Below are 13,055 nucleotides of genomic sequence, written 5' to 3'. Positions count from 1 at the left end.
ATCGTACTCTCTACCGGCTAGATTCGCGGATCTCACCGCAACACGTCGTTCGGACGCGGCCTCGGGTCAGGCGCCGCGCTCGGCCTCTGCGGCCGCGACGATCGACCGGACGACGCCGGGGTGGGCGGCGTCGAGCGCCTCCTGGCGGAGGTACTGGTGGACCTGTCCGCCGATGAGGTGGCGCTCGATGATCCCGTTCTCGCGCAACAGCTTGAAGTGGTGGCTGGCCGTGGACTTGCCGACGCTGGCGTAGAGGGTCCCGCACGCCTGCGGTCGCCCGGCGGCCATGAGTCGGCGCACCATCTCGAGCCGGACGGGGTCGCTGAGCGCCCCGAGGACCTCCTGCAGCGACGCCACGGGGCGGATGGCCACCTCCGGATCCAGGGTCTCCGCCGGGCCCTCGGGCCGCGGGGTCGCCACGGCCGCCGGGTCGCGCGGGGCCGTCGTCGATCTGGACATGGGCCCAGCATACGCGCTCGGTTTGACGTTCATCGAACCCGTGCTAGTTTGATCGACATCGAACCCGATCCGGACCGTCGCACGGGCCATGACGACGACGACCACCAGGAGCCAGGATGTCCAGCACCACCCGGCATACCGCCGCAGGGACGATCGTCGCCATCGGCGCGGACCGCTCCCGCCCACGCACCCACGCCCTCCTCCTCGTCGTTCTCGGGGTGTGCCTCGCGATCTCCGGAGTCCCCTCCGCGCTCTACGGCACGAATGCCGCCGCCTGGCACTTCTCTTCCCTCACCACCACCGTCGTCTTCGCCGCGTATGCCGCCGCGGCGCTCCTCGCGCTCACTGTCGCAGGCCCGTTCACCGACTCCGTCGGTCGCCGCCCGGCGCTCCTGCTCGCCGTCGGCGCGATGATCGTGGGACAGATCGTCTTCGTCACCGCCCACGGGGTGGCCGCGCTGCTCGTCGCCCGGGCGATCCACGGCGCGGCGATCGCCACGGCCGTCGTCGCCGCGGGTGCCGCCCTCATCGACATCCGGCCCGCTGACGGCGCCCGCGCGGGTCGGCTGAGCGGCATCGCGTTCAGCCTCGGGATGGGCGGCGGTGTCGTGGGCAGCGCGGCGCTGGCCGAGCTCCTGCCCCACCCGCTCGTCACGCCCTACGTCGTCAGCGGCGTCCTCGTCATCGGCCTGGTCGTCGGCCTCGCCGTGATGCCCGAGACGCACACCAGCCCGACCCGCGCGCGGGTGCGGATCGCCCGACCGCACGTCCCGCCGTCGATCGCCCACGACTTCGGCTTCTCGGTGGTCGGCGCCGCGGCGTCCTGGGTCGTGCTGGGCGTCTACCTCTCGCTCTTCCCGCAGCTCGCGGCCACCGAGACGGGCATCCACGTGCTCGTCTTCGGCGGGGGCGTCGTCGGGGCGATGACGGTGACGTCAGCGGTGGTGCAGTGGCTCGCGCAGGGCGTCCCGGCCCGGCGGATGGCGGTGATCGGTGACGCCGGGATGGCGGTGACGATGCTCCTCAGCATCCCCCTCGTCCTCAGCGGCAGCGCCGTCCTCGTCTTCACGGCCGCGATCGTCCTCGGGGCCTTCTTCGGCATGGCGTTCAGCGGGTCGCTGCGCCACCTCAGCCAGGCGCTCCCGTCGCAGCACCGTGGTGGCGTGATGTCGGCCTTCTACCTGATCTGCTACTCCGCCATGGGGATTTCGACCGTGCTGGCCGGTGCGGCCGCCACCCACTGGACGCTTCCGCAGACCTATGCGGGCTTCGCGATCGCGCTCGCCGTGGTCTGTGCGGTCGCGGCCACCGTCGGGGTGCTCGGCACCCGGACCACGATCACGGCGCCCACCGAGGGTGGTGCCGACGAGGCTGTTGCAGACTCGTTGTCGTGACACCTCCCGGCCGCGTGGACGAGCACCGCGTCGACGACCCGTCGCGTCGCCGTCGGCAGGCGCTCTACCTCGGCGGACTCCTCGGGCCCTTCGGCGGCGGCATCACCGCCGCGATGCTGCCCGAGCTGTCGGCCGACTTCCGGATCGGCATCGGGGGCGCGGGCTGGGCCCTCACGGCATACTTCGTGCCGTTCGCCGCGTTGCAGCTCGTCTCGGGGACCCTCGGCGAGCGCTGGGGCCGGCGGCGCACGACGTGCGTCGCCTTCGTCGCCTACGCGCTGGCCAGCGTGCTCTGCGCGGCGGCTCCCACGGCCGGGTTCTTCTTCGCCGGCCGCGTGATCCAGGGTGCGGCCAACGCCTTCACGACCCCGCTCCTCGTCGCCGGTCTTGCCGAGCTCGTCCCGGCGGCGCGCCTGTCCAAGACCCTCGGCATCTTCGCGGCCTGCCAGGCCGCCGGGCAGTCACTCGCACCGCTCGTCGGCGGGCTGTCCAACGCCGCATCCTGGCGCTACGCCTTCGTCCTCGTCGCCGTGGTGTCCGCAGCGCTGGCGCTCGCGCCCCCGCAGGACGGCCCGAGCACCACCGGCTCGCGCCCCCGGTTCGCCGACCTCGTCACCCGCCGGATGGGCCTCATCTGCGCCGCCGGGTTCGCCTCGTATGCCGGGGTGGCCGGCCTGCCGTTCCTCGTCTCGCTCTACTCCGAGCGCCGGCTCGGGGTCTCCAGCACGGCCGTGGGTTTCGTGCTCCTCGGCTTCGGTGTCGCAGGGATCATCCTCGCCTCCACCTGGGGCGGCGTGAGCGACCGGATCGGTGGGGCGGCGGCTTCCGCGATCGGCCTCGTCGTCAGTGGCGGGGCGGTCGCCCTGATGGGCCAGACCCGCACTCTCACCGAGGCGGTCGTCGTGTGGACGGCCGCCGGAGCCGTGTCGTCTCTCGCCACGGTCGGCATCCAGAACCTCGCCGCGCGCGAGGTGCCGGGCAACCGCGCAGGCGCCGTGTCGGTCGTCTCGGCGTTCCGCTTCAGTGGCGGCGCCGTCGCCCCGTTGCTGTGGCTGCCGCTCTATCCCGACCTCCACCGGCAGGGCGTCCCGCAGGCCGGGTCGGCTTTCGCGCTGGCCGGCGTGGTCGCCGTCGTGGGCGGCGGCTGCGCGATCGCCTTGCGGACCGTCAGGACTGGTGCTGCTCGAGCCACTCCTTCGGGTCCTTGTCCACCGGCGTGACGCCCTGCGCGGCATTGACCGCCTCGTAGCGCAGGAACTTGCGCGCCAGCTCGTGCCGCTCCTCGAGGCTCGCGTGGCGCCTGAAGTCGGTGAGATCCTGCCGCTCCTCCTCCGCCATGTGGTCGGAGTTCGCGGCGTCGCAGTCGGTCACGGCCTGCCACCACTCGTCGCTGCCGACCGCGCTGCCCGACACTTTTCGGACGCCGTCCCGGATCTCGTTGTGGTCCTTGACGGCGTCCTCGGTCTCCTCGTCCACGTCGTCGGCGTCGCCACCGCCCGTGCCGACGTGGAGCAGCTGGGGGTAGAAGAACTTCTCCTCACCCTCCGCGTGGGTCTCGAGGAGGACCGCGAGCCGCTTCCAGAGCGCGGCGAGGCCCTCCGTGTCGTCCCTGGGCCACTCCTCGAGCAGCGCGAACATCCGCCGCTGCTCCATGTGCTGGTGCAGGATGACCTCGGTGATGTCCATGGGACCACTTTCTCGCGGGGGTTGCGGCACGTCCGTATGCCGTGGAGTTGGGTACCCGCTCTCCCCTCGCCGCACACACCAACCTGGGTCAGACAGCCCTGTGGACAACCCGGAGGAACGCCGATTCCCTGACAGGCTGGGCGAGTTCGTCCGACCACGTCCTGGAGGTCCTGATGTCCGCTCGGTTCTCACCCACGCCGCGGGTCACCCACCTCGTCCTGGTCGACGGGCTCCCCGTCGACAGCTGGGTGGTGGCCGGACCCGAGGCCGGCGCCTGACCCGGTCCCCACGAAGCACAAGCGCTCCTCGGTCGACCTGGGTCAGGTCGGTCGTCGAGAGCTGCGCCGGCAGGCGAGTGAGCTCATCCGTCGCGTCGAGGCTGGAGAGGTCATCACGCCCGCGGCCGACGGGCTCACGGCACGTCGGGAGCCTTCGACGGGTGTGTGGCGAGCGGCCGCACCTCGATCGTCAGGTAGGGGTAGAGCGGCAGGCCCGCGAGGATCTCGTGCAGCCGCTCGTGGCTCTCGACGTCGAAGATGCTGAGGTTGGAGGTCCGCCCGACGATCCGCCACAGCTGCGGCCACTCGCCGCCCCGCTGGATCCCCTGGGCGTAGGTCTTCTCGCGGGTCATCAGGTCGGTGCGCACCTCCGGGTCCATGTCGGGCGGGAGAGAGACGTCCATCGTCACGGCATACAGCATCGGGCCAGTCTGCTCCCCTGGTACGCCGCTTCGGTGCGCCGCGCTGCCTCTCACAGTGCGCTTGACGCAGCGTCATCGGGGTTGACGCCCGCTACAACGTGCGTCAACCCCCTTGACGCAGCGTCAACCCCCCCTGGGTCGCGTGGCGCGCGCGGCGCAGACAGACCTTCACCCGGTATGCCGCGCGGTCACCCCGAGAGGGTGCTCCACCGGATCGACAGCCCCAGACCGACCAGCAGGAGCAGCGCGGCCGCGATGGTGAAGCCCACCGACAGGTCGACGTCCTGCTTCTGGACGGTGACGTGCTTCGGCAGGTCGGTCAGGACCGTGTTGAGCTGGTTGGCGTCGGTGGCCGCGAAGTACTCACCACCGGTGGTCGCCGCGACGGTCTTGAGGGCGCCCTCGTCGACGACGAGGAAGTTCCGCACTGCCTGACCGCCACCACCGCCGAAACCTCCGCCGGGAACGCCTCGGGGTCCCTGCCCGTCCAGGGTGCCCACCTGGTTGGGGGAGCAGACCATCTGCTTCGGCTGGGTGGTGCCGAAGCCGATGGGGTAGACCCGGACGCCACGGGCTGCCGCCTGGACCGCCGCCGCCTCGGGCGTCACGCCGCGGGTGTTGGCGCCGTCGGTGAGCAGGATGACGATCTCGGGTGCCGTCGCCGGTTTGGTTCCGGCCGGAGCGGTCGGCGCCGTCGACGGGCTGCCGGTCGGGCTGAGCGAGGAGCCGTCGGGTGCCGGTGCGTCGGCGCGGTCGGACGGCCGGACCGCGGGGTCGAGCTCGGCGATGGCGTCGATGGCGGTCAGGATGGCCGCCCCGATCGTCGTCCCGCGGCCGGTCGTGACGGAGTCGAGGGCGGTGAGCAGGTCGTCGTGGTTCGTCGTCGGGGCCACCGCGAGCTGGGCGAACCCGGAGAAGACCACGAGCCCGATCTTCGTCTGGTCACCCTGGCCGTCGATGAACGTGCGGACGGCCGCCTGGGCCGCGCTCAGTCGGTTGGGGTCGACATCGGTCGAGCACATCGACCCCGACACGTCGAGCGCCAGGATGACCGAGGCGCTGTCGACGGGCACGTCGGTCTGCACCTGCGGGCGGGCGCTCGCGAACCCGAGCACGCCGAGGCTGGCGAGGACGATGCCGATCGGCAGGTGCCGACGCCATCGGCGCGACGGTCCCGCCGCGATCCGAACGAGTGCGACGTTGGAGTATCGGACCGCCGTGGGCCGTCGGCGGCGGAGCTGCCAGACGTAGGCGCCGAGGAGGACCGGGACGGCCAGCAGGCCGAGCAGGAGGGAGGGCTGGTCCAGGGACACCGGCTAGACCACCCGTCCGGACCTGAGCACGGACACGATCGCGCCCGCGAGGAGCAGCAGCGCGGCGAACCCGGCGACGAGCGAGGTCACTTCGTGCGGAACGGTCTTCGTCGTCCAGGTGAGCTGGACCGAGTCGTAGACCTTGCTCAGTGATGCGGCATCCGTGGCGTTGAAGTAGGTCCCTCCCGTGGTCGCCGCGATCTGCTGGAGCGCGGGCTCGTCGAGGGCGGTGGAGATGCTGAAGCCGTCGACCTTGACCACGGTCCCCTGAGGGCTGCCGAGACCGATCGGGTAGACGTGGACCCCGGCCGCTGAGGCGAGATCGGCCACCTGGGCCGGGTCCGTCCCACCGGTGTTCTCACCGTCGGTCAGCAGGATGACGGCGGTGCCGCCGTAGTAGCCGATGGCGGTGTCGTCGAGGCTCGAGCCCCCACCCGTCCCCGTCGAGGGACTGGCGCCCGGGGTCGCCGCCGGTCCGTTCCCCGGGGTCCTGGGCACGACGATCGGCTTGCCCGCGATGGCGCTGAGGCTGGCGAGGAGGCCCTGGCCGAGCGAGGTGTCGCCCTCCGGCTTCAGCCGGGCCACGGCGGACATGACGGCGGTCTTGTCGGTGGTCGGCTGCTGGGCGACCAACCCCGTGCCCCCGAAGGCGACGACACCGATCTTGATCGCCGGCGGTTGCTTGTCGACGAACCCCTTGGCCGCGGCCTTGGCGGACTCCAACCGACTCGGGGTGACATCGGTGGCGGCCATGCTCGTCGAGACGTCGAAGGCGAGGATCACGGTGCCCTGCCGATGCGGCTCGGCCACCGCGGCCACGGGGCGGGTGAGGGCGAGCAGCATCACGGCCAGGGCCGCGATCAGGAGGGCGGGGGCGAGGTGTCGAAGGCGCTCCCGTCCCGGCCGGGCGAGGACCAGCCCCTCGGCGGCGAGCTGGGCCCGACGGCCGGACTGCCGCACCAGCAGCCGCCGGTATGCCGCGACGAGGACGGGGATCGCGAGGAGGCTGAGCAGCGCCCAGGGCCAGGTCAGGGTCATCGCCGCCGGCTCCGACGCAGCGCCGACATCCGCGCGAGCGACCGCACGAGGTCCTCGTCCGTGCGCACCTGGTGGAGGTCCGCCCCGGCGCCACGGACGGTCGCGTCCAGGGCGGCCTGGCGATCCTCGGCGGCCGCCCGCAGGCGCGCCCGGAAGCCCGGGTCGTCGGTGTCGACGAAGATCTGCTCGCCGGTCTCCGCGTCCTCGACGTAGATCATCCCGGCGCTCGGCAGCTCGTGCTCGCGCGGGTCGCTCACCTGGAGCGCGACGACCTCGTGGCGCTGGGCAAGGTGGGCGAGCGGCCGTTCCCAGCCGGTCTCGCTGATGAAGTCGGAGACGACGATGACGAGGGCGCGTCGACGAGCGAGCCCCGCGCCGGCCTTGAGGAGCACTCCGAGGTCGGTGGTCGCACCGCTCGGGCGCGTCGACGTGGCAACGGCGCTCGCGGCGCGACGGTCGAGCAGGGCCTTGGCGATGCGGAGCACCTGGGTGCGCCCCGACGCCGGCGGGATGATCTGCTCGACCTGCGTGTTGTCGCTGCCCAGCAGCACGATGCCGACGCGGTTGCCGCCTCGGGTGAGCACGTGCGCGAGCGTCGTCGCCAGCTCGGCGAGGACGAGGTCCTTCTGCCGGTCGACGGGCCCGAACCCCATCGACGCGGAGTGGTCGAGCAGCAGCCACGCCGTCAGCTCGCGGTCCTCGACGTACTCGCGGACGTAGGGCGTGTCCATCCGCGCCGTGACGTTCCAGTCGATGTGGCGGAGGTCGTCGCCCGGCGCATATTCGCGCAGGTCGGTGAAGTCGAGGCCGGTGCCGCGGAACAGGCTGCGGTAGTCGCCCTGGAGCCGGCCGTCGAGCCGGCGGACGACGCGCCACTCGAGGCGACGCAGCAGCCGTTCCGGGGTCAGCGTGGCGGTCTGGTCCATGGGGACCCGTTCGCGTCGGTGCTGCCGGCCTGGCTGGTCCCACTCGAATACCGTTCGCGCAGCGGGATGTTCGGCACCGCAACCGCGGCGAGGATGGGGGTGAGGAGGTCGTCGGCGCTGAGGTCCTCGGCGAGGGCCTCGTAGGAGAGCACGATGCGGTGGCGAAGGACGTCACGAGCGAGGTCGCGGACGTCGGTGGCGAGCGCGTAGTCGCGGCCGCGCAGGAAGGCGAGCGCGCGGGCGGCGAGGACCATGTTGATCGAGGCGCGGGGGCTGGCGCCGAAGGTGAGGTAGCGGGCCAGCTCCGGCTTGCCCACCATCGCCGGCTGGCGGGTCGCGGTCGCCAGCTGCACGGCATACTCGATCACCGCGGGGTCGACGTAGACCGCGTCGGCCTGGCGCTGGAAGCCCTTGAGGGTCTCGGGGGTGAGGACCTGCTGGGTCTTGGCCAGGGCGCCGATCATCCGCTCGACGACGACGAACTCCTCTGCGGCAGAGGGATATCCGCTGAGCACCTTGAGCATGAAGCGGTCGACCTGCGCCTCGGGGAGGGCGTAGGTGCCCTCGGACTCGATGGGGTTCTGGGTGGCCATCACGAGGAACGGGTCGGGCGCGGGGTAGGTCGTGCGGCCGATGGTCACCTGGCGCTCCTGCATGACCTCGAGGAGGGCTGACTGCACCTTCGCCGGCGCCCGGTTGATCTCGTCCGCGAGAACGAGGTTGGCGAAGACCGGGCCGAGGGAGACCTGGAACTCGCCGTCCTTCTGGTTGTAGATCCGGGTCCCGACGAGGTCGGCCGGCACGAGGTCAGGGGTGAACTGGATGCGCTGAAACTCGCCGCCGATCGCCTCCGCCAACGTCTTGATCGCCATCGTCTTCGCGAGCCCGGGGACGCCCTCGACGAGGAGGTGGCCACGCGCGAGGAGGGCGACGATCATCCGCTCGATGAGGTCGTCCTGGCCGACGATCGTCTTCTTGACCTCATAGAGCGCCTGCTCGAGCGGATGCGTGCCGTGCCGGGGTGCTGGAGCCGGCTCCGTGGCCGTCCTGGGCGTCGTCGGCGTGGGCGGCCATTCGGGAGAGGCAGGTTCGGGATGCATGGCGTCCTCGGTCGTGGGCGGTGGAGGGGGAGCGCTACTGGGGTGGGGCGCCGGCTGCGCCGCCGGCCGTCGCGATGGGGACGGCGAAGCCGATGCCGACGAAGAAGGCCTGGTTACTGGGGTTGGCGAGTGCGGTGACGATGCCGACGACCTGGCCGGCCCTGTTCAGCAGCGGTCCGCCGGAGTTGCCGGGGTTGACGGCGGCGTCGATCTGGATGAGGTGCTGCAGGGTGCGTCCGTCCGCGTTCGTGATCGAGCGGTCGAGGGCGGAGACGACCCCGGCCGAGAGCGAGTCGGTCAGGCCGAGGGGGTGCCCGACGGCGAATACCGTTGCGCCAACCTGCAGCTGGCCACCGAGCACCGCGGGGACGAGCGTCTGCGGGAGTGTCGCCGGCGCCAGGGTGGCGATGTCGTTCTCGGGTTGCTGGGCCTTGATCTGCGCCGTGGTCGACGTGCCGTCGGTGTAGGCCACCTTGATGGACCTCGCGCGGGCAACGACGTGCAGCGCGGTGAGGATGGTGCCGTCGGCGTTGACGATGACGCCGGCGCCGGTGGACGTCTCGGAGACCGTCGCGGTGCTGCGGTCGGTGGTGATGAGCACGAGGGAGGGCTGGATGGAGGCGTAGGCGAGGGTCGCGTCGGCGGGGGCCGCGGCCGCCGCCCTGGCCTGGTCCTGCTGGGCCTTCTTGATGCTCGCGGTGACGTCCTGCTGGGTCAGGGGCCGCGGACCCGGGTCGCGGCGGGCGTAGGAGAAGGAGCCGGCAGCGATGAGGAGGACGAGCACGATCGCGGCGACGAGGACCCGCCTCGGCACGGCGCCCACGCGCCGGCCTGCCGCGGCCAACCGGGTCGGGGGCGGGGACTCGGGCGGTGTGACGGTTTCCGGGCTCTGCGGAGCCGCGTCGCCGGAGAGGGTCTCGGCGGCGGTCACCTGCGGGGGAGCGAGGAGCCGGGCCACCGCATGACTCTACGTTCAGACCCGCCGATACGGCAGGGACCCTGGCACAGTCACAGCAAGGTCATAAGGTCGCCCAAGCGCACCCGGCATACCGGCCGGGGTGGCATCACGTGGGTCGCGGCAGGACCGGCAGGACCGGCAGGACCGGCAGGACCAGCCGAGAGGGGTGGTCGGCGCCGTGGTGGATCAGCTGGTCGGAGCAACCCCGTCCTCGAGACGCCCGAGCTCCGGCACCGTGCGGGTGCCGAGGTTGCGGCTGAACCGCGGAAAGCTGCTGCCGGCCAGGTCCACCCGGATCCGGTGTCCGACCCGGAACGTGTGGCCGGTGTGGTGCAGCGGCACCGAGACCTCGGTGATCTCGCCGGGCACCAGCCAGGCGTCGGTCGCGCCGCCCCGGCCGCGCGTCCGGAGCGCACCCTCGGCGACGTTGACGACGAAGCCGCCGGGTTCGAGGTCGGAGAGGACGACCACGAGGTCGGTGTCCTCTTCCGTGCTCGAGACGAAGACCGTGATGGACGGCGCACCGGCGGTGGTGACGGCCTCATCCAGGACGTCGGAGGTCCAGACCGCGATGTCCGCGCGGGCCTGGCGCACCCGCTGGTCCTGGATACCGTCGGGCCCGAGCATCGGTGCGGTCATGACGCCGCCGCAGGTCGGCACCGGGTCGGCGGGGTCGTGCCGGTATGCCGTACTGCCCTCACCGGAGTCGGCACCGAGCCGTCCACCGGCCCCGAGGAACCACGTGGCGGGGGTGACGCCCGGCGGTGGCCAGGAGTCGCCCCTGGCCGAGCGGTCGGGGTCGGACTCGAACCACGACACCGGCGGACCGTCGAGGAACGCGCGGGCGGCGGGGACGACGACCCGGTCCGGTGCGTCCATGAGCCACCGGTCGAACCACCCCTGGATCACCGGCTGCCAGGACGCGACGCCACCCCCTGCCCGGCCGAGCAGCGCTCGTGCGCCGACGTGGCCGGTGTAGGCCCCGTTGTGCGCCCACGGACCGGCCACCAGCCGGTGCGACACGCTCGCCGGGCAACGCGCGAAGACGGTCATCATGCTCTGCTGCATGAAGTCGCGGAAGCCGACGACGGTCATCAGCGGGATGTCGGGGAGGGGCACATCGTGCTCGGGCCGAGCGAGCGATCTTGTGACGTAAGAACCGGATTCGTCCCCCATCCACTGTCCCCACCACGGCGCGAGGCTCCCGTCGGCCAGCACGTCGACGTCCGCGACCGGCGTGGCCGCCACCGTCTCCGGCATCCGCACGAGCCCGTTCATCACCTGCCCGACGAGGGCCTGCTTCTCCGCGGGCGGCCGGTCGCTGCGCCGGATCTGCTCGACCGTCTGGCCCAGGGAGTAGTAGGCGAGGAAGCCGAGCTCGAAGAGGCCGCCCGGCCGGACCGTCGTCGCGAGGTCGGCGGCGCCCGTCATGACGAAGACCGCCTCGAGGTGAGGGGGTGCGGCGGCGAGGGCGGCATACGCGGCGACGGCGTGGTAGGAGGAGCCGTAGATGCCGACCCGGCCGTTGCACCAGGGCTGCTCGGCCGCCCACTCGACCGCGTCGTAGCCGTCGTCGTGCTCCTGCTCGCCGAAGTCGAGGACCCCGTCGGAGGCGAAGCGGCCACGGACGTCCTGAACGACCACGGTATACCCGGCGCGCGCGAGGGCGACCGGGTCGGCGATGAGGACAGAGACCAGGGTCGGGTTGGCCTTGTCGTAGGGCGTGCGGTGCAGCAACGCCGGGTGGGCCAGCTCGTCGTCGGGACGGTAGACGTCGGCGCGCAGCACGACCCCGTCGCGCGTGGTCATGACGACGTCGGTGTCGATCCGGAGTCCGGGCACCTCGTCACTCTGCGACGCGGGGCGTGCGGCGACGCCGGGTGCCGGTTGACGCTGCGTCATCGGGGTTGACGCTGGCTATAGCGTGCGTCAACCCCCTTGACGCAGCGTCAACCCCCCTCCCGCGGCGGGCGGGGCGGGACCCGTCAGCGCAGCGGGTCGAACGGCGCCAGCTCGGCGACCGGTCTGCCCGTGACCATCGTCTCGGCGAGCAGCCGGCCGGTGGCGGGACCGAGGGTGATCCCCCACATGCCATGGCCGCCGGCAGCGAAGACGCGCGGGCTCATCGTGGCGCCGATGAGCGGCAGGCCGTCGGCGGTGCAGGGGCGTGAGCCGACCCACTCGTCCTCGCGGTGGTCGAGGTCGGCACCACGCAGCAGCGGACGAGCAGCCTCCGCGATGGCGGTGATCCGGCGCTGGTCGAGGGCGGCCTCCGGACGGCGGAACTCCATCATCCCGGCGACGCGGAGCCGGTCGCCGATGGGCGTGCAGGCGACGCGCTGGGCGGGGAGGTAGACCGGGCCGGCGGGCACGTGGTCGATCCTGACGCTGAAGGAGTAACCGCGACCGGCCTGGACGACGTTCTTCACGCCGAACCGGCGGGCCAGCCCACCCAGCCAGGCGCCGGTCGCGAGCACGGCGGCGTCGAACTCCTCGCGGCTGCCCTCGGCCGTCGTGACGACGACCCCGGCGCCGGTGTCGCGGATGTCGGTGACGGTCGCGCCGGTCATGATCTTGCCGCCGCGGGCGGTGACGGAGTCGGCGAGCGCGTGGACGTAGGCCCCCGGGTCGATGAAGCGCTGGTCGTGCAGCCGGATCGCCGCGCCGATCTCGTCGGAGAGCGAGGGCTCGATCGCGCGCGCCTCGTCGCCGGTCAGCGTGTCGAACTCGATCCCCTGTCCCGCGGCGTGGATGTGCTCGATCTCCTCGAGGAGGGTCTCGCGCTCGGCGGTCGTCCGGTATGCCGCGAGGAACGACTTCGCCTCGATGGTCGGCGCCTGCACGCCTCCGTCGCGCAGCAGGTCGAAGCTGGCGAGCGAGAGGCGGTTGATCGGCACGAGGGAGGTCATCGAGCGCTTCCAGTGCGCCATCGTGCTGTGCCGGGTGAAGCCGGCGACGAACTTGAGGAACGACGGGTTGGCGCTCGGTGGCACGTAGACCGGGCTGCTCGGGCTGAACACGGCGCGCAGGCCGTACTTCAGGACGGCCGGCTCCGGGAGGGGCGTCGCGATGCCCGGCGTGAGCCAGCCCGCGTTGCCCCAGGACGACCCGGCCGCGACACCCTCGCGGTCGAGGACGGTCACCTCGACGCCGCGCTCCTGCAGGAACCACGCGGTCGCGAGCCCGACCATCCCGGCGCCGACGACGGCGACGCGCTGGGGAGCGGGGAGTCCGGAAGGGGTGACGGGGGCCATGGGTCCTCGGGTTTCCTTGTGCAGGGCGGCGCTGCCGGCCGTATGCCGGGGGGTCGCCGAGGCTCCTATGCTCCCGCCGCGAGTCCTGGACCGTTTAGTCTTGAGGGCACAACGTATGGCGTTGAGAATGTGCTGGCAGCACAACACATGTTGACGCTCTCCCTCTCGCCTCTCCGCTTGTTGCTTCGGGAGTGCCCGAAGGTGGCCCGCCGGGACCACATTCGGGT

12 protein-coding genes are annotated in these 13,055 nt (G+C 72.1%); 2 read left to right on the top strand and 10 right to left on the bottom strand.

Going from position 1 to position 13,055, the window contains the following annotated elements; all coding sequences use genetic code 11:
* Positions 1–66: 66 nt before the first annotated feature.
* Complete coding sequence (locus Q0R63_RS07985; RefSeq protein ID WP_295696092.1) at positions 67–459, bottom strand: helix-turn-helix transcriptional regulator; 393 nt, start codon at positions 457–459, stop codon at positions 67–69.
* 116 nt (positions 460–575) lie between these two features.
* On the opposite strand from Q0R63_RS07985, the gene Q0R63_RS07980 reads away from it, so the two are divergent.
* Positions 576–1,853: an MFS transporter gene (locus Q0R63_RS07980; protein WP_295696089.1), complete on the top strand. Its 1,278-nt coding sequence runs from the start codon at positions 576–578 to the stop codon at positions 1,851–1,853.
* The gene (locus Q0R63_RS07975) at positions 1,850–3,073 is read left to right on the top strand and encodes an MFS transporter (RefSeq protein WP_295696087.1); all 1,224 of its coding nucleotides are present in this window, start codon (positions 1,850–1,852) and stop codon (positions 3,071–3,073) included. Before Q0R63_RS07980 ends, Q0R63_RS07975 begins: the two co-directional genes overlap by 4 nt.
* Here the strand turns inward: Q0R63_RS07975 and Q0R63_RS07970 are convergent.
* The 9 genes from Q0R63_RS07970 to Q0R63_RS07930 form a co-directional block, all read right to left on the bottom strand.
* Positions 3,021–3,539 (bottom strand): hemerythrin domain-containing protein, encoded by a 519-nt coding sequence (locus Q0R63_RS07970; RefSeq protein ID WP_295696085.1) that lies wholly within the window; start codon positions 3,537–3,539, stop codon positions 3,021–3,023. The two genes, Q0R63_RS07975 and Q0R63_RS07970, sit on opposite strands and share 53 nt — an antisense overlap.
* A gap of 412 nt (positions 3,540–3,951) precedes the next feature.
* Positions 3,952–4,239, bottom strand: coding sequence for a muconolactone Delta-isomerase family protein (locus Q0R63_RS07965; RefSeq protein WP_295696083.1), 288 nt, complete (start codon positions 4,237–4,239; stop codon positions 3,952–3,954).
* A gap of 188 nt (positions 4,240–4,427) precedes the next feature.
* Complete coding sequence (locus tag Q0R63_RS07960) at positions 4,428–5,552, bottom strand: VWA domain-containing protein (protein ID WP_295696081.1); 1,125 nt, start codon at positions 5,550–5,552, stop codon at positions 4,428–4,430.
* 3 nt (positions 5,553–5,555) lie between these two features.
* On the bottom strand, positions 5,556–6,590 hold the full coding sequence (locus Q0R63_RS07955) for a VWA domain-containing protein (protein WP_295696078.1): 1,035 nt from the start codon (positions 6,588–6,590) through the stop codon (positions 5,556–5,558).
* A complete protein-coding gene (locus Q0R63_RS07950; RefSeq protein ID WP_295696076.1) occupies positions 6,587–7,516 on the bottom strand; it encodes a DUF58 domain-containing protein in 930 nt (309 codons plus the stop codon). Before Q0R63_RS07950 ends, Q0R63_RS07955 begins: the two co-directional genes overlap by 4 nt.
* Positions 7,495–8,616: a MoxR family ATPase gene (locus Q0R63_RS07945; protein WP_295696074.1), complete on the bottom strand. Its 1,122-nt coding sequence runs from the start codon at positions 8,614–8,616 to the stop codon at positions 7,495–7,497. The genes Q0R63_RS07950 and Q0R63_RS07945 overlap by 22 nt, the downstream gene beginning before the upstream one ends.
* Positions 8,617–8,650: 34 nt before the next feature.
* Positions 8,651–9,574 carry a trypsin-like peptidase domain-containing protein gene (locus tag Q0R63_RS07940; protein ID WP_295696072.1) on the bottom strand — a complete coding sequence of 308 codons (924 nt, stop codon included), beginning with the start codon at positions 9,572–9,574 and terminating at the stop codon, positions 8,651–8,653.
* A gap of 186 nt (positions 9,575–9,760) precedes the next feature.
* Positions 9,761–11,476 carry a CocE/NonD family hydrolase gene (locus Q0R63_RS07935; RefSeq protein ID WP_295696070.1) on the bottom strand — a complete coding sequence of 572 codons (1,716 nt, stop codon included), beginning with the start codon at positions 11,474–11,476 and terminating at the stop codon, positions 9,761–9,763.
* Between the two features lie 83 nt (positions 11,477–11,559).
* A complete protein-coding gene (locus Q0R63_RS07930; protein ID WP_295696068.1) occupies positions 11,560–12,828 on the bottom strand; it encodes an FAD-dependent oxidoreductase in 1,269 nt (422 codons plus the stop codon).
* Positions 12,829–13,055: the final 227 nt, after the last annotated feature.

It is taken from the genome of Lapillicoccus sp. (assembly GCF_025353065.1).
GTDB lineage: Bacteria > Actinomycetota > Actinomycetes > Actinomycetales > Dermatophilaceae > Lapillicoccus.
This window is presented reverse-complemented; position numbering and strand designations above follow the sequence as displayed.